Source organism: Parasulfitobacter algicola, from assembly GCF_013315265.1.
Lineage (GTDB): Bacteria > Pseudomonadota > Alphaproteobacteria > Rhodobacterales > Rhodobacteraceae > Parasulfitobacter > Parasulfitobacter algicola.
The window spans coordinates 175,372-194,538 of record NZ_JABUFE010000006.1 but is presented as its reverse complement, the minus strand read 5'-3'; the positions used below and the strand labels follow the sequence as shown (position 1 = coordinate 194,538).

General features: G+C 51.5%; 19 protein-coding genes and 1 pseudogene. 8 read left to right on the top strand and 12 right to left on the bottom strand.

Translation table 11 applies throughout. The annotated features are described in order from the left end of the window. Positions 1-38: 38 nt before the first annotated feature. Together HRQ87_RS11930 and HRQ87_RS11925 are read right to left on the bottom strand one after the other, a co-directional pair. Complete coding sequence (locus HRQ87_RS11930) at positions 39-119, bottom strand: entericidin A/B family lipoprotein (RefSeq protein ID WP_246252208.1); 81 nt, start codon at positions 117-119, stop codon at positions 39-41. Between the two features lie 33 nt (positions 120-152). Further along, entirely contained in the window at positions 153-1,967 is a 1,815-nt protein-coding gene (locus HRQ87_RS11925; protein WP_174138581.1) for an extracellular solute-binding protein, read from the bottom strand. A 260-nt stretch (positions 1,968-2,227) separates the two neighbouring features. On the opposite strand from HRQ87_RS11925, the gene HRQ87_RS11920 reads away from it, so the two are divergent. Continuing rightward, a complete protein-coding gene (locus HRQ87_RS11920; RefSeq protein ID WP_174138579.1) occupies positions 2,228-2,815 on the top strand; it encodes a hypothetical protein in 588 nt (195 codons plus the stop codon). 62 nt (positions 2,816-2,877) lie between these two features. On the opposite strand, the gene HRQ87_RS11915 is transcribed toward HRQ87_RS11920, so the two are convergent. Together HRQ87_RS11915 and HRQ87_RS11910 are read right to left on the bottom strand one after the other, a co-directional pair. Next, positions 2,878-3,165 (bottom strand): hypothetical protein, encoded by a 288-nt coding sequence (locus tag HRQ87_RS11915; protein WP_174138577.1) that lies wholly within the window; start codon positions 3,163-3,165, stop codon positions 2,878-2,880. 166 nt (positions 3,166-3,331) lie between these two features. After that, on the bottom strand, positions 3,332-4,579 hold the full coding sequence (locus HRQ87_RS11910) for a calcium-binding protein (protein WP_174138575.1): 1,248 nt from the start codon (positions 4,577-4,579) through the stop codon (positions 3,332-3,334). Positions 4,580-4,927: 348 nt separating this feature from the next. Between HRQ87_RS11910 and HRQ87_RS11905 the strand changes: the two genes are divergently transcribed. The 4 genes and pseudogenes from HRQ87_RS11905 to HRQ87_RS11890 all read left to right on the top strand — a co-directional run bounded on the left by HRQ87_RS11905 (position 4,928) and on the right by HRQ87_RS11890 (position 7,349). Continuing rightward, entirely contained in the window at positions 4,928-5,701 is a 774-nt protein-coding gene (locus HRQ87_RS11905; protein WP_174138573.1) for a 3-hydroxybutyrate dehydrogenase, read from the top strand. Further along, on the top strand, positions 5,698-6,012 hold the full coding sequence (locus HRQ87_RS11900; RefSeq protein ID WP_217430443.1) for a pentapeptide repeat-containing protein: 315 nt from the start codon (positions 5,698-5,700) through the stop codon (positions 6,010-6,012). The genes HRQ87_RS11905 and HRQ87_RS11900 overlap by 4 nt, the downstream gene beginning before the upstream one ends. Continuing rightward, on the top strand, positions 6,009-7,040 hold the full coding sequence (locus tag HRQ87_RS11895) for a patatin-like phospholipase family protein (RefSeq protein WP_174138570.1): 1,032 nt from the start codon (positions 6,009-6,011) through the stop codon (positions 7,038-7,040). Before HRQ87_RS11900 ends, HRQ87_RS11895 begins: the two co-directional genes overlap by 4 nt. Positions 7,041-7,182: 142 nt before the next feature. Beyond that, positions 7,183-7,349 (top strand): annotated as a pseudogene (locus tag HRQ87_RS11890) (DUF6552 family protein). Between the two features lie 148 nt (positions 7,350-7,497). Here the strand turns inward: HRQ87_RS11890 and HRQ87_RS11885 are convergent. The 3 genes from HRQ87_RS11885 to HRQ87_RS11875 form a co-directional block, all read right to left on the bottom strand. Continuing rightward, entirely contained in the window at positions 7,498-8,259 is a 762-nt protein-coding gene (locus tag HRQ87_RS11885; RefSeq protein ID WP_246252160.1) for a YHYH protein, read from the bottom strand. A 220-nt stretch (positions 8,260-8,479) separates the two neighbouring features. Then, positions 8,480-9,316 carry an isocitrate lyase/PEP mutase family protein gene (locus HRQ87_RS11880; RefSeq protein ID WP_174138566.1) on the bottom strand — a complete coding sequence of 279 codons (837 nt, stop codon included), beginning with the start codon at positions 9,314-9,316 and terminating at the stop codon, positions 8,480-8,482. Positions 9,317-9,453: 137 nt separating this feature from the next. Continuing rightward, on the bottom strand, positions 9,454-10,074 hold the full coding sequence (locus HRQ87_RS11875; protein WP_174138564.1) for a hypothetical protein: 621 nt from the start codon (positions 10,072-10,074) through the stop codon (positions 9,454-9,456). Between the two features lie 346 nt (positions 10,075-10,420). On the opposite strand from HRQ87_RS11875, the gene HRQ87_RS11870 reads away from it, so the two are divergent. The 3 genes from HRQ87_RS11870 (at position 10,421) to HRQ87_RS11860 (ending at position 12,512) form a co-directional block, all read left to right on the top strand. After that, complete coding sequence (locus HRQ87_RS11870; protein WP_174138562.1) at positions 10,421-10,882, top strand: CreA family protein; 462 nt, start codon at positions 10,421-10,423, stop codon at positions 10,880-10,882. Positions 10,883-11,020: 138 nt separating this feature from the next. Then, a complete protein-coding gene (gene speB, locus HRQ87_RS11865; protein ID WP_174138560.1) occupies positions 11,021-11,992 on the top strand; it encodes an agmatinase in 972 nt (323 codons plus the stop codon). 85 nt (positions 11,993-12,077) lie between these two features. Continuing rightward, complete coding sequence (locus HRQ87_RS11860) at positions 12,078-12,512, top strand: DUF1499 domain-containing protein (protein WP_174138558.1); 435 nt, start codon at positions 12,078-12,080, stop codon at positions 12,510-12,512. A gap of 24 nt (positions 12,513-12,536) precedes the next feature. Here HRQ87_RS11860 and HRQ87_RS11855 read toward each other — a convergent pair whose 3' ends face one another. From HRQ87_RS11855 to HRQ87_RS11835, 5 genes are all read right to left on the bottom strand, one after another. Beyond that, positions 12,537-13,958 (bottom strand): 3'-5' exonuclease, encoded by a 1,422-nt coding sequence (locus HRQ87_RS11855; protein WP_174138556.1) that lies wholly within the window; start codon positions 13,956-13,958, stop codon positions 12,537-12,539. Positions 13,959-13,961: 3 nt separating this feature from the next. Further along, positions 13,962-14,483 (bottom strand): hypothetical protein, encoded by a 522-nt coding sequence (locus tag HRQ87_RS11850; RefSeq protein ID WP_174138554.1) that lies wholly within the window; start codon positions 14,481-14,483, stop codon positions 13,962-13,964. A gap of 49 nt (positions 14,484-14,532) precedes the next feature. Then, complete coding sequence (locus tag HRQ87_RS11845) at positions 14,533-16,353, bottom strand: DUF294 nucleotidyltransferase-like domain-containing protein (RefSeq protein WP_174138552.1); 1,821 nt, start codon at positions 16,351-16,353, stop codon at positions 14,533-14,535. 77 nt (positions 16,354-16,430) lie between these two features. Beyond that, the gene (locus tag HRQ87_RS11840) at positions 16,431-17,231 is read right to left on the bottom strand and encodes a hypothetical protein (protein WP_174138550.1); all 801 of its coding nucleotides are present in this window, start codon (positions 17,229-17,231) and stop codon (positions 16,431-16,433) included. 159 nt (positions 17,232-17,390) lie between these two features. Continuing rightward, positions 17,391-19,160, bottom strand: a complete 1,770-nt coding sequence (locus HRQ87_RS11835) for a sodium:solute symporter family protein (protein WP_174138548.1) — start codon at positions 19,158-19,160, stop codon at positions 17,391-17,393. Between the last annotated feature and the right edge of the window lie 7 nt (positions 19,161-19,167).

Genomic DNA, 19,167 nt, shown 5'->3' with positions numbered 1-19,167 from the left:
CAGGTCCTAGCGGGCTTGATGAACGGCCAATGACGTTACTACATATTTGAAACCGTGCTGCCGGCTTTTCGGATATCTTTACCGATACCGTCGACCGTATTACAGGCTGCTAAACCCATAAGAATCAACACTATTATTGCTTTCTTCATTTTCTACTCCTCATACCACCAAACGTCAGGTTGCCATTCGATCCAATCCCCATAGATCGGAATATAATCTGGATATTTCAGCTGTTTCACATGTGCAATCCTGCTGACATTCCATTGATAAGTAGGAATAACATAGCGACCTGATGTCAACACTCGGTCCAGGGCGCGGGTGGCGGTAATCAGCTCGTCCCGATTATCTGAGGCCAGCATCTGGTCAATCATCGCTTCGACGACAACTGAATTCACGCCCATCCAGTTGCGCGTGCCCGGTTGGTTAACACCTTGACCGCCCCAATAGGCGTACTGCTCATTTCCTGGCGATAAGCTTAGCCCGACCTGATACTGCGTCATATCGAAATCATAGGTTTCAGTGCGCGCCTTGTATTGCGCATTATCCACGGTTGAAATCACTGCCTGAATACCAAGGCGTTCAAGCGATTGTTGGTAAATCTCCATGATCGCCAGATTTTCGATGGCCCCCTGTTGCAGCAGAATTTCGATGGTAAAGGGTAGCCCATCGCTGTTTTTCAACACGCCATCCTGTATCGTCCATCCGGCTGCTTCAAGTTGGGCCATAGCGTGGCGCAGGTTTTTGCGGTTGCGCAATGTTCCGTCTGATACGGGCACGCTGTATCCTTCAAGCGCGCCAGGGATAAGTTCATCCTTGTATGGCTCAAGCAACGCAAGCACACGGCCTTCGGCAGGGCCGGGGCGCATGCCAAGTTCTGAATTTGAAAAATAAGACGTGATGCGTGGTGATTGCCCGCCGGTGACGGTTTGGTTTATCACCTCAAAGTTAAATACGTGGATTAGAGCATCGCGCACGCGCCAATCGGAAAACTTGCTGCGGCGGGTGTTCATGACAAAGCCGGTCATCCCGGATGGCCGCTGATGGGGGATCACGGATTTGACGATATCTCCAGATTGAACGGCCGGAAAGTCGTACTGAACTTCCCAGGATTGTACGTTCGTTTCGCGGTGCGAATTGATCAAACCACCTTTCAGCGCTTCTATCATCGCCGAGGCATCACCAAAAAATTCCATCCGGATCGTGTCAACATTATACATACCCCGGCGCAAAGGCAGATCTTTACCCCAGTAATTGGGGTTGCGTGTCAGTTCAACAAAACGCCCCGTTTGATAGTCCGTAACCGTGTAAGGCCCTGTTGTTATTGGAATTTGATCCAATGTTGAGTTTGCAAAATCAATACCATCCCACTGTGCTTTTTTTAAAATCGGACGCAAGCCGACCAGCAAAGCAAGTTCGCGATCTTCATCATTGAACGTAAAGCGAATGGATCGTGGTCCCGTTTGTTCCATCGCTGCAACCTTATTCCACAGTCCAAGATAACGGGGGTGGCCTTGGGTGCCGAGCGTTTCGTAAGACCACATCACATCTTCGACCGTGACCGGACTGCCATCGGAAAAGCGTGCGTTTTCGCGCAGCGTGAATTCAGCCCATCCCCGATCCGGCGGGACTTCAATCGATTCGGCCAAAAGACCGTACATGGTGAAAGGTTCATCCCAATTCCGGCCCATCAGACCTTCGGATGTGACAGAGCGAAGCTGCCAAGGCACAGCGCCTTTGAAGATGAAAGGGTTCAGACTGTTGAAGGTTCCGCGTTCCGCAAAAACCGCGCGACCGCCTTTGGGTGCATCGGGGTTTACATAGGGCAGGGACACAAAATCCGGTGGTAGTGCAGGGTCACCATACATAGCTATGCCATGTTTAGGTTCGGCGGATACAAATCCGGTGGTTGCCAGCAGGCCCAGAATCAGGCCGGTTTTTCGGATGCTGCCCATGCTTAACAGTCTCATTTTGTGGACGTTCCCCATTCTATCTTTTTCATTTCGGTCTAACGTACGCAGGCTTTTCAACCTTTTCAAACTTTTAGCTTGGACCGCAGCGCCGGATTGCTTATAAAGGGATCACTGCTCGATAGGTTTCTTGCCTGTATGAAACCTGCCTCAATAACTCAACGCCAGCTTCGTGCTGGCGTTTTTTTTGTTGCTATCGCGTTGTAACTGGTTTTCCCCAGACATAAGGTTTCACGGATTCGTGAGCGAGGAATTTGGATATGAAACGACTATTTGCTTTTGCCTTTGTCTTGATGCTGTCGGGGTGTTTTGAGATCAATGAATCAAGCGACCGTGTGATGAACGAATTTTCGGTCTCAAAAGATCGTGTGTATTTGGCGGTCCCACAACCATATACGCAGTTTGGGCTGGTTTTGAGCTATCGCCCCATTCAGCAGGGTCAGTTCAAGAAATGCAACGGTCGGGCTGACTGTGATGCAAGCTATGTAATTGGCGCTGCCATGGGGGCCACACCACCCGACGGTCGTATGGACATCTATATTGGCCCAGAAGGACAGCGGTATCGCATAATTTCAGCACCTTACGAAAGATCGGGACGGTTTGCATACCTTAAAGGCTGGTCATACAACGGCGTCAGCGAAACGAATTATACTCCTGAAGAATACACGCATATTTTGAACATACAGCCCGGAGCCGTTCATGTCGTCGGACGTGGCCTTCAAGCAACGCCAACTGAAATTGGTACCGTAAAAGCTATCCTGCGTCAGAGGTTTGGGGCCGATGTTGATCACCTGAGTTTTCGGTCAGTCGAACCGCGGCGTGTTTCTTGCAAATCAGATGTATCGTAGCTTTCTGACAATACCGTTTGCACCCTAAGGTAAGGTGCGCCACGATACGTCGACGCTTTGCCTCACGCGTCTTTTTTCGCTAGCAGGAAAGGCGCGGACAGGTCGCGGGCGTTGATCACGCCGACGAAGCTGCGATCGTATTTCAGGGTGCAGATAAAGGTGACGTCATTCCGTTTGCCGCCGATAAACCCGGCGGCCAGCGCACTCAGGGGGCCCGCGACAAAGGCCCCGGCCAGGCCCCATCCGAACGACCCGGTGACCGAACGCGAATCGTCGGCCGAGACTTCCTCGATCTTTTCGATCTGGTCAATTTCGATGATTTCACGGTGAATGCGGTCGGCCGACTTCAAAAACAGTTTTCCGCCGCAAAACTGGTGCCCGGATGCGTGCTGAAAGTCGCCTGCAATGATTCTGAAAAGTCCAAAAGCCTTGTCTGTTTCAGATCTGTTTGCCGGGTGTTTTGTAATGATCCGGGTGCAGTGCAGCACCGGGTTTTCGATGCTGCACTGCTTTTGTTCAGACCAATCCTGAGATGTCTTCGAAGTTATCGACTGTCAGGTCAGACAGGGACAGATTTTCGAATGCAACCGTGTTTTGGGTGCTGTCGCCAGTCCAGACCACGGCGTTTCCAACCTGCTGTGCTTCTTGCAAAAACAGATCGAAATTTTCCTGCGCGGTCACGGTCGTGCCGATGGTTCGGATGATACCGATCGTGTCTTCGGCAGTTGAAAAATCTGTGACGGTCGCCGTGCCGCCCTGACCTTGTGACGTATTATCCGAAAAGACAAATTCGTCACTGCCAGCGCCGCCTGTCAGCGTGGCGCTTCCCTGGTAAAAGGCAAGAACGTCGTCCCCGGAATTACCGGTCAGAGTATTGTTACCATTCGCGCTGACCAGTGTGTCATCGCCTGTACCGCCGGCCAGAATATCGTTGCCGGAAAAGCTGGTGATACGGTCATCGCCTGCGCCGCCCCGCATGGTGTCATCGCTGGCTGTTGATCCCCTTTCAGAGCTTAAGATCTGATCATCGCCGTCCCCGCCGTCGATGAAATCGGCACCGGCATCGCCGTCCAGAAAATCATCACCGGCACCGCCAAAGATCGTATCTTCGCCCGAGCCGCCTTTGACTGTGTCTTCACCGCCATCGCCGTAAAGCACATCATTGCCTTTGGCGCCTTCAATCCGGTCATCGCCGGATTTGCCACCGATGCGATCATCGCCTTCCTGACCGAACAAGGTATCATTTCCTGCGCCGCCACGCAGAATATCATTGCCGTTGCCGCCAGAGATGAAGTCATTGCCTGCACCACCTTGCAGGACATCATCATCATTACCGCCAAAGATAGCATCGCTGCCGTCACCACCATCGATGGTATCGCGGCCTTCGTCGCCTGATATGTTATCATTGCCGCCCTGACCAAGGATGCTGTCATCGCCAACACGACCAAGCAGCTGATCATTGCCGTCGCCGCCTTCAAGTGTGTCGTCGCCAGCGTCGCCGTACATTGTATCCTGACCATTTCCGCCGCTTAGAAAGTCATCGCCTTGCTGGCCACCCATGCGGTCGTTGCCGTCTTCGCCGAAAAGGCGATCATTGCCTTCAAGGCCGCGAATGATATCGTCACCTGAACGTCCCGTCAGGATGTCGTCGCCAGCGGTGCCTTCGATGACGTTATTCTGGGCCGCGTTCGTCGTGGCACCTGCCATCGTATTCATATCAAAGGAAAGTTCTGTCTCTATTGCGAAGATATTATCTGTGCTCATCTTGTCGCTCCTGAGGATGCTGAAGTTTTGTAAGCAAACCAAAGATCAAGAAACGGGTGATAACAAATGATTGTTTTGCAACTGGCGACAATAACAAAATTTCGCCGATCAGGTGCGAAAAATGTAAGAATTTAATCGCTCATAGCGTGTTTTTTGCAAAGATGTTTTCTAAATATGATTGAGAATAAGGCAGGTGCAAAAGGATCGGGCAAATGCGATGTGCGATATTTCTGTAAGCCGTACTGTGATCATCCTTGGTGTGGGTCTTTGGGATGATTGTTTGATTTTCTGTAATTTTCTTTGCATCTGCAGCATGACAGCTTACCTATGGTGAAAAGGGGGCAAGTCATGTCATTGAACGGAAAAACAGCAATCATAACCGGGTCGAATTCAGGCATCGGGCTTGGCATCGCACGCGAGATGGCAAAAGCCGGGGCGAACGTTGTGTTGAATTCGTTCACCGACACCAAGGATGACCATGCATTGGCACAGGAAATCACCGATGTGACGGGTGTGACGGCGCGGTATATCAAGGCCGATATGTCCAAGGGCGACGAATGCCGGGCCTTGATCGAAAAAGCTGGCGCCTGCGATATTCTGATCAACAATGCCGGCATTCAGCATGTGGCGGGTATCGATGAATTTCCAGCTGAAAAATGGGATGCGATTATCGCCATCAACCTGAGTTCGGCTTTTCACACCACCGCTGCGGCCTTGCCATTGATGCGCAAGGCGGGCTGGGGCAGGGTGATCAACATCGCCTCGGCCCATGGGTTGACAGCTTCGCCCTATAAATCGGCCTATGTGGCGGCCAAGCACGGAATTGTGGGCATGACCAAAGTCGTGGCGCTGGAAACCGCCGAGGAACCGATCACCGCCAACGCGATCTGTCCCGGGTACGTTCTGACCCCGCTGGTTGAAGAACAGATCCCCGATACGATGAAAAAATATGATATGGACCGCGATACAGCTGTGCGCGAGGTTTTGTTGACCCGCCAGCCATCGAAAGAATTTGCCACGGTCGAACAATTGGGTGGCACGGCGGTTTTTCTGGCCTCGGACGCGGCGGCACAGATCACCGGCACAACAATCAGCGTAGACGGAGGATGGACCGCATTATGAGCGATAAACTTCAGATCGAAAATCAACAGCTGGACGGATCGACATTTAAAAGCGTCAGTCTGAAAAACGCAGAATTTCAGGACGCGAATATGACCGATGCCAAGATCATTGATGCAAATATGACCGGGCTGACGTTTGAAAATGTCAAGCTGACAGATGCGACATTTGATGATGTGAACCTATCGGGGGTCAGCATAAATGCTGCGGATTTGACAGGGCTTGAGATTACAAATGCAGATATAACCGATGCGATGATCGACGGTATCCTGATCACCGATCTGATTGCGGCCTATGAGGCAAGCCAATCGTGAAACGTATCAATCTGGCGCTGCAGGGTGGCGGTGCGCATGGGGCCTTTACCTGGGGCGTTCTGGATCGATTTCTGGATGAGGATGATATAGAGATTGCGGGGATTTCCGGTACCTCTGCCGGAGCGCTGAACGGCGCTGCGTTCAAGGCGGGGATGCTGTCAGGTGGTCGTGATGGTGCGCGCGAAAATCTGAACTGGCTTTGGCATAAGGTGGGCGCGATCAATGACATGCGCATGGCCAGCTGGATGACGGCGCTGATGCCGTCACTTGGTCAGATCAGCCAGTCCATTGAATACAGCTTGCCGTTTTCCTTCATCGACAGCGCCACGCGGATGTTTTCACCCTATACCTATGGCCCGTTTTATCAAAACCCTCTGGAACGGATCGTGGCGCAGTTTTCCTATGATAAAGTCTGTGCCCACGATGGGCCTGCGCTGTTTGTGTGTGCGACAAATGTGCGGACAGGCAAAATCAAGATATTTGAGGGCGAAGATATCTCGACCAACGCCATTCTGGCATCGACCTGCTTGCCCACGATCTTTCAGGCCGTTGAAATCCATGACCCTGCGACCGATCGGCTTGAGGCATATTGGGACGGTGGTTATACTGGCAATCCTGCGTTGTTCCCGCTGTTTACAGCCGCTTTGCCGGACGATATCGTGATCGTGAATATCAATCCGCTGGAACGACAGGATATTCCGAAAACGGCGCCTGAAATTCAAAACCGGATTAATGAGATCAGCTTTAATTCATCCCTTTTACGGGAACTACGGGCGATTAATTTTGTCAAACGACTATTGCACGACGGGGCGCTGAAATCTGGAACCATGGAGGATATTGTGGTCCATATGATCGCCGATGATGATCTGATGAACATGCTAAGCGTGGCGACAAAAATGGTGCCGTCGCCTTATGTGTTGTCTGAGCTTAAGCAGGCCGGCCAGCGCGCGGCAGAGCGGTTTATTGCGGCACACAAGGATCAGCTGAACGTCGAAAGCACGATAGATCTGCCTGCGATGTTTAATTAGGGTTTGATGTTTTCGTTTTGATAAATCGGACCTGTGGCAGGCGTCGTTGTTTCAAACCGATTAGACATGGATCAAGGTCTAAAGGGTTTGCAAATTGGAACGTGTTGGCGTTGTCAAATGGGTTGCGACTGTCATTCAATTGGTGGGCTGTGGTCTGACCGGTTTGAATATCGTTCCGTGGAATGTTTTGCCTTTATTATCGGCATTATCCTGTGGTTTGTCGTGGGTGTGATGTGGAAAGACCGGGCGATCATGGTTGTCCACATCGGCGCATTTACCGCAATACTAACGGGCTATCTGAATTCTTAGCGTTTTAACGCTTTATTCGGTCTGGGCAACAAACGGTGTCAAAAGCAGCCCTTTGGTTCAATGAGCCACTTGGTGAGATTGCGGGACGATGCTATCATTCGAGTCTAATCTATAAATGGCAAATTTGTGAATTTCGGTTTGTTTCAGATCAGCCCTCGCCATTTCGCGGGGGCTGATTGCCGCGCCCACCGATGAAGTCGCTCGACACTGTTCCTTTGAAACAGCGCGGGAAGAAGGGGTATGTATCGGTTGCAAAATAGACATAGCTTCTGTCCATCATGGCCCCGTTGCATTCATCCAAAGTTCCGGAGCCTGCAATAAATTCGTAATCCTGGACATAGGTGCCGTCATGTGCGCCACCTGGACCGGATGTGCGTTCGCCACTTTTCAACTGCCAGGACGATTGCACCTGATCGCCCACGTAGTGGATTTCGAACCCATCCGCGGCATAGCCAAAGAGCGTGCCGTCAAGGGTGCCTGTTAATGCATACGGAATGCCGTGATAGTGGTACATCCCGTCACCGTCCACATGCGCGTTCTGCGCGTCCATGATGAGCCCGCCGACACCTTCTACATTCCACCCCGAAGATGGATCGCGCGAATAACCACGCTCGGAAGTCGGATCATAGTATTCAGCGGTGCCTGGACGCATTGGAATTCCGGTCAGCGTAATGCCCGAAATATGGACGCTCTGGGTAATGGTGTCCGTGAGTTCGGGCGTCGCATCCATGCAAAACCTATGGTTCTGCTCTTGCACCGTAGCCCCGGCCCGCCATGGGCCAGTGTCATGATCGGGCACGCCATCGGATGTGATACAGCGCTGATCCCCATCCACAGTGATAGTCACGTGTGCTTGAACTGCACCGGCGGTCAAAAACGTCAGAGCGAGCGTGGTGCCTAGTGTCTTCATGATATCCTCCGTATGTTTGGATAACAGTTTAACGGGCACCAACGGTATTTCCGTCGTTCTTTGTGTCGGAGGATGCGGACGTGCTAAAGCTGCCATTCATTGCCTTCGCAGCATTTGTTAGTTTGGACTCTCAAGGATCATCCGACGGTTTTACCGAATAACTGCTTGTATGATTTGCAAGAATTTCGGCTTGTCCGGACTTGATATAGCTTCCTAAAGCCTATCGCCGTCGTTCATCCGACATCATCTGGCTGATCACACCGTCGGGGATGGCGTCTTGGGCATAGGTGAAGGTCCCATGGTCGCGCACCTCTTCGGCGGCGCGGATCATGCCGGCCCATGCGGCACGGGCAAAAGATCCGCCGACGCTGATGCGTGTGACGCCAGCCTTTGCCAGATCCGCGACAGAATGCAGACCACCGCTTAGCCCCATGACGACGTTGACGGGCTTGCTAACGGCTGCGCAGACAGTTTTGATGGCATCCAGATCTGGCAGGCCCGGGGCGTAAAGCACATCTGCGCCAGCGTTTTCAAACGCTTGCAACCGCTTGATCGTATCATCCAGATCAGGGCGGCTATACAGGAAATTTTCGGCCCTCGCAGTCAGCAGAAAGGGGCGATCTTTGGCGGCGTCAACAGCGGCCTGAATACGGTCTACGCTAAGTCCCATGTCAAAGATCGGGGTGTCAGGATCACCACTTGCATCTTCGATTGACCCACCCACCAAACCGATATCACAGGCCTGTCTGATCGTTTCGGCGCAAGCGTCGGGACTGCTACCAAAGCCATCTTCCAGATCCGCTGAAACGGGCAGGTCGGTGGCATCGACAATGGCCTTGGCGTTGGTCAGGATTTCATCACGACTAAGCCCTGCAATGGCATCCCGCCGACCAATGGAAAACGCATAACCTGCGCTGGTGGTGGCAAGGGCAATGAAACCCAGATGGGTCAGAATACGCGACGAACCTGCGTCCCATGCATTAGGGATTACAAAAGTCTGCCCATTGTCATGCAATGCTTTAAAATTATCGAATTTTTCTTGCTGTGATTTGGTCATGTGATTGCCCCTTGCTGTGTATTTCATCTATATCGCACGCCAAACCATTGGGACAGTAAAGTAAAAAAAGTTGACCGGGTTTAACCGGTCAACGTGATTGTTTGATCTGATCACAAAGTCGCAAGATGTGATCAGTTTTAGCTGCGTTTGCGTAACATTACTGGAACGACATCATGCACAGACAAACCGCCATCGCGATGTGTCCCGCCTGAGATACCTGAGAACCATGCTGCTGCTGCAGCCAAGGCTGGGCCTGCGGCTGTGGCAAAAGCAAAGATAATAGATGAGTTTTTCGTAAAACGCACAGTTTGCTCTGTTACTTCAAACCCATTCGTGTCGACAGCTGCAACGAATGCACCTGCCAACGCAGATACGCCAGCAATTGCAGCCACAATAAGTGTTGATCCGGCCCATACGACAAGCCCATGTGTGCCGTCCCGAACTTCGACTTCGGACTCAAGCGCATCATCGCGGCGTGACCGCATGCGACCAGACAAATAACCGCCCGCAGACGCCGCCGAGATTGATACGACAATAACCCAAAGGCCGGCCACAAGCACATTCCAAGACGCTGATCCATCAGCCAAAAGTGGATTTCCAACATTCAGGCCAACAGCGGCCCCAAAGTTCATCAAGACGACTGAAATCGCACATGCCACCGCAATGCCGCCAAAGATCGCGCCCCATTCAAGATAGGCCATGCCGGGTCGTGACGTACCCGTAAATGCCACTTCGGCTGTTTCAATTTCATCTGCCATGGGGTTCACCGTAGTCCAAGGACTGAAAGGATGAACAATACGACGACGACTAGGCCAACAAGATAAATAATTCCGTTCATGATATAGCTCCCGTATGCGAACAGTAAGATTGCTGTACCCGATCGACGTTCGCTTTCCACCGGATGCCGTTGTTACATTCAACTGCTGATTGGCAAACTCAGCGCGGGTGAAAATAGTTCCAACGCTTTGGAAATTCTGCAGATTTTAGAAAGAGTTGAGGTAATTTTGCCTAAAGCGGAATGAAAAATGCAGCTTAATGACAAAGGCACTGAAACTATAATCGCTTTGGTTCGTTAAACAGATTGGGCAACCAAAGGAAAATATGATGTCTGGTGTAATTAAGGCTGCAGTAGTATGTTTATCGGCGCTATTCGCGTCATCTGCTGCGGCAGAAAAGATTGGGAACGTTGACGTCGATTGGTTGGGTAATGACATTATTATCGAAGCGTTTCAGGACCCCAAGGTAGATGGCGTGACGTGTCATATAGCCTATTTTGAACGGGGACTTATTGACAGGCTTCAAAAAGGCAACTGGTTCGAAGATCCGTCGAATTCTTCAATTGCCTGCCGCCAAACCGGACCGATCACATTAGGCGATATTGATATGTCCGACGAAGGGGAATCCGTTTTTTCAGAACGTCGGTCGATTATCTGGAAGTCACTGAAGATAAAACGGATCATGGATGAACAAAATCAAACACTGATCTATATTTCGCACGCACGAGATATTCAGAATGCTTCGGCTAAAATGTCGATCTCTACTATTCCGTTGTATCAGCCTGAGTGATTGGTAAATCAGGACTGGAAATCTCATAAGACATCGATGATCCGGTCGGAATGCAAAACACATGGCGCTTTGAATGCGATCAACATATGATCTCAAGCTAAGCAAGCTGTCTTAATTATGAACAGAACGGACCGCCGAATGGCCTTAGAAGACGCAAAGACCCAGGTTGATACGGCCATTACCCGCAAGGGGACCAAGGGGTTAGCTTTTGAAAACACGTTTGGTGGCGTGACCTCATTCCTGCGGCGCACCTATACCAAGGATCTGACAGACGTTGATATTGCAGTTACAGGCGTGCCTTTTGATCAGGCCGTCACGAACCGACCCGGCACACGGCTTGGCCCACGTGCCATCCGCGAGGCCAGCAGCTTGCAGCCCTATGACCCACCCTATGGCTGGGGGTTCGATCCGCTGAGTGACTTCAGCGTTGTGGATTACGGTGATCTGGCCTTTGACTATGCCCGCATTTCAGATTTTCCGGCCGCGCTGACCACACATGTCAAAACCATTCTGGATGCAGATGCAGGGTCGCTTGTGCTTGGGGGGGATCACTATATTTCCTTTCCGATCCTGCGCGCCTATGCCGACCGGTACGGCCCCCTGTCTTTGCTGCAGTTTGATGCACATTCGGATACATGGCGAGATGATGATATGGACCGGATCGATCACGGCACCATGTTCTATAAAGCGGTGAAAGAAGGGTTGATCGACCCGGCGCGGTCGGTTCAGGTTGGTATTCGCACAACAAATGATGATACCCTTGGCGTAAATATCATTGATGCCCGTGAGGTCCACGAAAGCGGCCCAGTCGCCACGGCACAAAAGATAAAAAATATTTTGGGCGATCATCAAACATATCTGACCTTTGACATTGATTGCCTTGACCCTGCCTTTGCCCCTGGCACTGGCACACCGGTGTGGGGTGGTTTGTCCAGCGGGCAGGTAGCTATCATTTTGCGTGATCTTGCCGGTATCCATGTTGTAGGCGGCGATGTTGTCGAAGTGTCGCCCCCCTTTGACACGACCGGCGCCACAGCGATTGCCGGGGCCCACATCGCGACCGAAATTATGTGCCTGATGCTGTGGAATAAACGCCAGAATAAACTCTAATCACTAAGGGTGGTTTCCGGCGCATACATCACCATATGAAACACAAGCGTTTCCGACTAATACGAACTTGAGCAGGGACAGGGATATGAAAATCGTTTTTCTTCTGGTGATTGTGCTTATTGCATGCGGCTTGCTTTATATTCGATTTGCGCCGTCTGAAGAAGCCAAATGGCATACGTCGTCCTATCCTATGGTGCCCGGTGATCATGCCAGCGAAGGCGGGTTTGCCAAGGTGATGTTTATCGATGCTGCACCCCAGGATGCATTGGTTGAAATGGACCGCATTATCATGGAAACGCCCCGCACAACCCGTTTGGCTGGAACGACAGATCAGGGCATGGTGACCTATGTTACGCGATCTTTGCTGATGGGGTTTCCTGATTACACAACGGTCGAGGCACAGACCGTTGCGGAAGGCACTATTCTGATCATTAACAGTCGTTTGCGATTTGGACAATCTGACATGGGCGTCAACCAAAAGCGGCTCATGGGCTGGATGCAGGATTTTAATTTAAGTTAAGCGCGGTTTCTGACGGCTGAAAAGTCAGGCGTTCAGATCTTCTACGATCCGTTGATGCTTGCGCACTTCATTCAGAACGTCGCCGAACGTGATAAATCCGCGTGCGATCAGCATGGGCAGCATTTTTTCCATGACTTGCGCGGTTGCGACGGCATCACCCATGGCCGTATGGCGCAGGTGGGCCGGAATTCGAACACCAAGACGATCGCCAAGCGCGTCTAAAGTGTGGGTCGATGATCCGCCAAACAGGACGGCAGACAATAAAACAGTATCCAGCACCGGATGATCAAAAGTTAATCCAATCCTCTTTTTATGGCGATGCAAAAACGCCATGTCGAAAGGCGCGTTATGCGCCACCAGAACGGCGTCGCGCGCAAAGTGATGAAAAGAGGCACCTGCCTGATCAATTGCAGGGGCGTCGGTCACCATCGCGTTGGTGATCCCATGGACCTTGGTCGAACTTTCCGGAATTTTACGACCCGGATTGACCAAGATTTCAAAGCTTTCACCTTCGATCATGTGACCCCGCAACATGCGTACAGCCCCGATCTGAACGATCTCATCCTTATGGGGTAAAAGACCGGTGGTTTCTGTATCGAACACCACAAAACACAGATCGTTCAATGGCTTGTCATGAAGATCACATCGTTTTTGACGCTCAATCAAACTGAAATCATAGACCAGCGGTCGTTCGGCGTGGGGGGCAAGATCCTGGGTGACATCCTCTTGGGGTTCAAGTGTGATCATATAGCCTGCGTCACCGCCCATGGGGCGGATGACAGCATCATAACTGCGCCCTGATCGTGACAATGCGGTGAATGTGATGCGGGGCAGATCATTATTGCGCAGGGTTTTCAGGGCAGATTTTATGCCGCCAGCCTCAAGATAATCGAAAAGATATGCGTTCAGGCGTGCGGGACCTTCGAATGATAACAAATCCGATGCTTGACCGTCATACAGCACTATCTGGTGTTCTGGATTAACCAATATCACTGCAATTGGAATGTCAGACAGGATCGCGGTCAGGCGTTCTTTTTCCGATTGCAGCGATGCTGTTTTTTCCGCTATTGTCTGTGCCGTATCCATCGTGGCGGTACTAAGCTGCGCGGTCATTGCCTGTGCGGCAGGGGCCAGATCACCCAGATATTTTGCGGCTTCGGCATCGATATCCTGGTTAATATTGGCGTGGGCTCGTGCGCGAAGATCGGCTGCAATACGTTCGATGGGTTTGGCAACATTTTCATCAAACAAAAGCCAGATGCCAGCGGTTGCCATGACCGATAAAAGACTGCTGAAAAGAGCGGTAAAAACAAACGCGGAAGCGGCCTGTGGTGCGTCACTGCGGCCATATCCGACCCAGGCCGCAACGCTGGCTGCCATAATGCTGGCCACAGCCAGAAAGCAGAAAAATAAGAATATTCGAAGACGCAGGCTAAGGTTGGTCATCTGTCATGCCCCGGCACAGGCGGTTTTCAATACGGGATTGTCGTCCTCTAGTCCGATCCAATCAACATTGATGATCTGTCCTTCAGGCCCAAATTGCATGCCGTCGCCGACATCCGCCCGCCGCGCGGTTGCGCAATCAAAAACCACAGGCACCTGTTGTACGGGGGCCCACCGACCATAAAATATCAAATTAACGATGCGCTGATCCGGTACAGATTCATTTTTACGGATCGAGGCATGATCGACGGCGACAAACCGGCTGACATAGGGTTTTACATAGGTCCATGGACGGTAAAATGCCTGACTTTCAATGGTTTGTGCGACAACAATACCATCTGGTAGATTGTTTTGTGCACGCGCATACCAACCGTATTCATTACTGATTGTCGTCGCAAGCATCGCAACGCCTGCCACAACCGGCATCAGCCATTTCGGCAAGCGCCCTGCAAAGACGCGGTTCAGAATCAAAACCAAACCTGCGGCTGCGAACCCTGCAGCAAAGGTGCCGATCAGTTCAAAAAACATAACGTATCCTCCCAGTCGTGCGCCCGTTCTGTGCGGGCTGCACGTCTTGTTATCCCAACATACCACGTCCTTGTCCAAGGGCGGACTGCATTGTTCTTACCACAACAAAAGCGTTTCGCAGATGACTTCGCTCAAAATCAGACAGATTTCCCAAACGCAGGAAATTGTTTGGATTTTCGCCGGCTTTGATCCGCGTACTTTGATGATCCAGACGCGTTTGGGCGATCAAATCATAGGCATCCAGCAGATCGCGCGCTCCACTTTTGCTGATCGTTTCCGCATCTCGCGCCGCTTCAAGTCGTGCGCGCGTGTTGACAGCTGTCAACTTTCCTTGCAGTGCATACATCCGGCCCAGATCGACAATCGGCACCACGCCGTTGTGCTTCATGTCCAGGCGATTTTTATGTTCGCCCGACCGGATTGTCGCAAACCCCCGAAGCAGACCAAGTGGCGGTGTATGTTTCAGGGAATTCGACGCCATATGCGCAATAAAAATCGAATTATTGGCAGCCATTTGCAGCGTTTCGGCCTGCAGGTTTTCAAACAGGCTGTGATCGCCGCCTATGGGCCTCAGATCGAACATGACCGATGCCAGCATTTGGGCTTCGGGATTGGGTGTTGCGATCCAGCCCGTGAAATAGTTGCGCCATGTTGTGACGCGCTGCCGCCAGCGTGGATTTGTGGCCATCATATCGCCCGGGCAATAGACATACCCGCACTTGTCCAACCCGTCGCAAACATATTTTGCAAGCGCATCGAAATAGATCAAATCATTATCGCTGGCATCATCATGCAAAAACAGGCAATTGTCCTGATCTGATACGCCTGTTTGTTCTTGTCGCCCCTGACTGCCGCACGCCAGCCAAAGATAGGGCACGGGCGCGGGGCCAAGGTGATCATGGGCAAGCGTCAGCAGGCGGCGGGTGGCAGCGTCTGCAATGTCGGTGATCAGCCGGGTGACGATTTCATGGCGGTTTCCCGCAGCAACCAGTTGCACCAGCAATTTTGGAATTTTCGCTGTGACCTTAGCCAAATCATCGGCACTGTTGGCATTTGCGATGTCTTGAACGAATTGCGCCGAGGATGACGCCTGAAACCGGGTCAGATCCGTTTGCGTGACGATACCCACCAGATCATCGCCCTGCAAGATAGGCAGGTGTCCCAGATTGCGTTCCATCATCGCATTCAGCACATCTGACCCAATTGCACTGGCGGGCAGGGTGATGGGGTGTGATGTCATGATTTCGCTGACCGGTGTATCCAGCGGTAACGCATCTGCCAGCGCACGATTGGTCAGATCACGAACAGTCAATATACCTTGCAGGCCATTTTCCATGACGCACAGACAAGAAATTCGACGATCGCGCATCAATACAGCTGCCTGCTGGATCGTAGTGTCAGGCGTGCAGGTGACAGGGTTTGTCGCCATGATCGTGTCAACGCGGATCGTGGCAAGATCGTTCTGAACAGGTTCAGCCTGGCGCGTACGCGTGAAAAACCGGCGAAACGGGGCGTGATCATCCATAAGCTGCGCAAAATCGGTGGCGGGCAGATGGAATAATGTGCTGTCTTCTATGGCCTTGGCGGACGTCACGGCGACGCCGTCTTTCATCAGCCCGCGTTCGCCAAATGTGTTCCGCGCCCCAAGGGTTGAAATCTGTACGCCGTTCAGATCGGTGACAGAAATCTGGCCTTTGAACACAACGAAAAGCCCGGTCTGTTTCTGTCCTGCGACATAGATATCGGCGCCGCTGTCGGCATGCACGCAATCCATTTTATTGGCGATATCAGTCAGCGCGGCAATTGGCAGCCGATCATAGGGCTGCATGTTGCCAAGGAAATCGATAATCGCATCAGGGGGCAGGGGCATCGGTCACCATCAAATCACTCAAACTCAGTATGAGGACACAACACAATAATGAAAACCCGTTATGATGTCCTTGATCGCTATTTGGGAAGAAAGGGGATCATCTTTTCGTAGTATTCAATAGGCTTTAGTTTTCGCCATGTGATAGAGTTTTTGGCGTTCGGATTATAATCCTCTTTAGGGCAATGCTTTATATAGTAATAATTCCCGATTAAGTTGGCTTGTTGTTCAACGTTCAATTCGTAGAAGTTCAAATCGACCGCACTTGGTCGCAGATAATCATATTCGGCGTTTTTATCCCAGAAATCGCACATTTCTTCTTGTGTGATCCCCTTTTCCTTTGCGTGGTGACGTGACGCGATAACAGCTGAAATCGGTGGGTTGTGAGGGATTTTCCCCAAGTTTGAAATCGAGTCGTATTTTCTACGACTTTCAAGAACTTCTTCTTCGGTGATCTCATTCAAAGAATATTTTTCAAGAAGTGGGTCTTTTTCATGCAGAATATTGTTCATTTGCTTTTGCGTTAATGCGTTATAGCGTCCTTTGCCCAACTGATGCTGCCAGATATGAGTCATCTCGTGCATAAAGGTGCATTTGTCTGCGAGGCTTACACCCACAAGGCTATAGTCTTTTTCATATTTCGTTTGCGATTTATTGGACATGAACATTTTGGTGCCGACGACGTGAGCGACAGATAGAAATTTTCTTTTTTTGATTATGTGAATCAACCTCCAATGCGGGCGGTTCAAGATAACGATTTCATCATATTTAAATTTTTCTGCCCCAAAAACGCTTTTGACCATCTGCTTTTCGCCAATTGTCAAAGGTCGATTGGGGTATTTTTCTGCATTCGGAACAGGAACAAAGATCAAATGTGGCATTGGCATCTCCGAAATCTGATTTATTCAAATGATTGTCTAAAGTTATACCGGACCTATCCGCTTTGAAAAGGCGGTATGGGCATAAAAAATCCCGCGCCAAAATAGTCGGCGCGGGATTGCTTATTTTAAGGGTGGGCCTAACCAAACGGCCCACAGGTCTTAGTGATCGGCTGTTGCCGCTGCCGCACCACGTGGGATACGAACACTTTCGACCAGTTCCTGGATCTCTTCTGGTGGTTCTTCTGTCATGAAAGACACGACATAAGCCACAAGGAAGTTCAGCATGGCGCCCACGGCCCCGAAGGATGTCGATTTGATCGACAACAGCAGGGGATCGGCATCGCTGAAGCTGGCCGTGCTTGCCACGAACAACCAACCTTTGTGCAGGAAGATATAGACCAGTGTGACAACCAGACCTGTTGTCATACCTGCCACAGCACCCACGTTGTTCACGCGTTTGCTGAAGATCCCCATCATAAGCGCCGGGAAGATGGACGCCGCCGCCAGACCAAAGGCCAGCGCCACGGTTTGCGCCGCAAAGCCCGGGGGATTAAGCCCAAGATAGGTAGCAACACCAATCGCAACAGCCATCGCAATTCGGGCGGATAACAGTTCGCCTTTTTCGCTGATTTGCGGATTGATGGCCCCTTTGATCAAGTCGTGACTGACCGACGATGAAATCGCCAGCAGCAGACCCGCCGCCGTTGACAACGCCGCGGCCAGACCACCCGCTGCGACAAGTGCGATGACCCATCCCGGCAGATTTGCGATCTCGGGGTTGGCCAGCACAAGGATGTCGCGGTTCACGGTTAATTCAGATCCGGCCCAACCATTGGCTGCAGCGGTCGCTGCAAATTCGGTTGAAGCATCATTATAGAACTGAATGCGACCATCGCCGTTTTTATCCTCGAACTTCAGCAAGCCTGTGACTTCCCAGTTCTTCATCCAATCGGGTCGTTCGTCATAGACCAGCGTTTCAGACTGCGTTCCGTTTGGATAGATCGTATCGATGATGTTCAAACGCGCCATTGCGCCAACAGCGGGGGCTGTCAGATACAAAAGTGCGATGAAGACCAGCGCCCAACCCGCAGACCAACGGGCGTCAGACACCTTTGGCACTGTGAAGAAGCGGATGATCACGTGGGGCAGACCAGCCGTCCCAATCATCAGCGACAAGGTGAACAGAACCATGTTCAGCGTATTACCATGATGGCCGGTATAGCTGGCAAAACCCAGTTCCTGAACAATCTGATCCAGCTTGGTCAGCAGTGGCACACCGGATTCCACGTGCGTTCCGAACAGACCCAGACCGGGGATTGGATTACCTGTCAGTTGCAGCGAAATAAAGATCGCAGGGATTGTGTAGGCAACGATCAAAACGCAGTATTGTGCAACTTGTGTATAGGTCACGCCCTTCATGCCGCCAAACACGGCATAGGCAAAAACGACAGCCGCACCAATGAATAGACCGGTTGAATTCTGCACTTCAAGAAAGCGCGAAAATGCAACGCCGACGCCTGTCATCTGACCGATCACATATGTGACCGATGCGACGATCAGACAGACAACAGCCACCATGCGGGCCGTTTGGCTGTAAAACCGGTCGCCGATGAATTCTGGCACTGTGAACTTGCCAAATTTGCGCAAGTACGGTGCCAACAGCAGCGCCAATAGCACATAGCCACCTGTCCACCCCATCAAGAAGGTCGAATTGTCATAGCCCGTAAAGGCAATCAGACCTGCCATCGAGATGAACGAGGCGGCAGACATCCAGTCTGCCGCTGTGGCCATCCCGTTGGTGACAGGGTGGATGCCGCGCCCGGCTGCATAGAATTCCGATGTTGATCCGGCACGTGCCCAGATCGCGATGCCGATGTACAAGGCGAATGTTCCGCCCACCACCAGCAGGTTAAGAGTATACTGATCCATCTGTCCC

What these genes read in the sequence shown, in the direction of transcription:
- HRQ87_RS11905 (WP_174138573.1), top strand. Translation starts at nt 4,928, where the DNA reads ATGTCATTGAACGGAAAAACAGCAATCATAACCGGGTCGAATTCAGGC.
- HRQ87_RS11870 (WP_174138562.1), top strand. Translation starts at nt 10,421, where the DNA reads ATGTCTGGTGTAATTAAGGCTGCAGTAGTATGTTTATCGGCGCTATTC.
- HRQ87_RS11910 (WP_174138575.1), bottom strand. Translation starts at nt 4,579, where the DNA reads ATGAGCACAGATAATATCTTCGCAATAGAGACAGAACTTTCCTTTGAT.
- HRQ87_RS11930 (WP_246252208.1), bottom strand. Translation starts at nt 119, where the DNA reads ATGGGTTTAGCAGCCTGTAATACGGTCGACGGTATCGGTAAAGATATC.
- HRQ87_RS11835 (WP_174138548.1), bottom strand. Translation starts at nt 19,160, where the DNA reads ATGGATCAGTATACTCTTAACCTGCTGGTGGTGGGCGGAACATTCGCC.
- HRQ87_RS11840 (WP_174138550.1), bottom strand. Translation starts at nt 17,231, where the DNA reads ATGCCACATTTGATCTTTGTTCCTGTTCCGAATGCAGAAAAATACCCC.
- HRQ87_RS11880 (WP_174138566.1), bottom strand. Translation starts at nt 9,316, where the DNA reads ATGACCAAATCACAGCAAGAAAAATTCGATAATTTTAAAGCATTGCAT.
- HRQ87_RS11855 (WP_174138556.1), bottom strand. Translation starts at nt 13,958, where the DNA reads ATGACCAACCTTAGCCTGCGTCTTCGAATATTCTTATTTTTCTGCTTT.
- speB (WP_174138560.1), top strand. Translation starts at nt 11,021, where the DNA reads ATGGCCTTAGAAGACGCAAAGACCCAGGTTGATACGGCCATTACCCGC.
- HRQ87_RS11900 (WP_217430443.1), top strand. Translation starts at nt 5,698, where the DNA reads ATGAGCGATAAACTTCAGATCGAAAATCAACAGCTGGACGGATCGACA.
- HRQ87_RS11875 (WP_174138564.1), bottom strand. Translation starts at nt 10,074, where the DNA reads ATGGCAGATGAAATTGAAACAGCCGAAGTGGCATTTACGGGTACGTCA.
- HRQ87_RS11850 (WP_174138554.1), bottom strand. Translation starts at nt 14,483, where the DNA reads ATGTTTTTTGAACTGATCGGCACCTTTGCTGCAGGGTTCGCAGCCGCA.
- HRQ87_RS11860 (WP_174138558.1), top strand. Translation starts at nt 12,078, where the DNA reads ATGAAAATCGTTTTTCTTCTGGTGATTGTGCTTATTGCATGCGGCTTG.
- HRQ87_RS11885 (WP_246252160.1), bottom strand. Translation starts at nt 8,259, where the DNA reads ATGAAGACACTAGGCACCACGCTCGCTCTGACGTTTTTGACCGCCGGT.
- HRQ87_RS11925 (WP_174138581.1), bottom strand. Translation starts at nt 1,967, where the DNA reads ATGAGACTGTTAAGCATGGGCAGCATCCGAAAAACCGGCCTGATTCTG.
- HRQ87_RS11845 (WP_174138552.1), bottom strand. Translation starts at nt 16,353, where the DNA reads ATGCCCCTGCCCCCTGATGCGATTATCGATTTCCTTGGCAACATGCAG.
- HRQ87_RS11920 (WP_174138579.1), top strand. Translation starts at nt 2,228, where the DNA reads ATGAAACGACTATTTGCTTTTGCCTTTGTCTTGATGCTGTCGGGGTGT.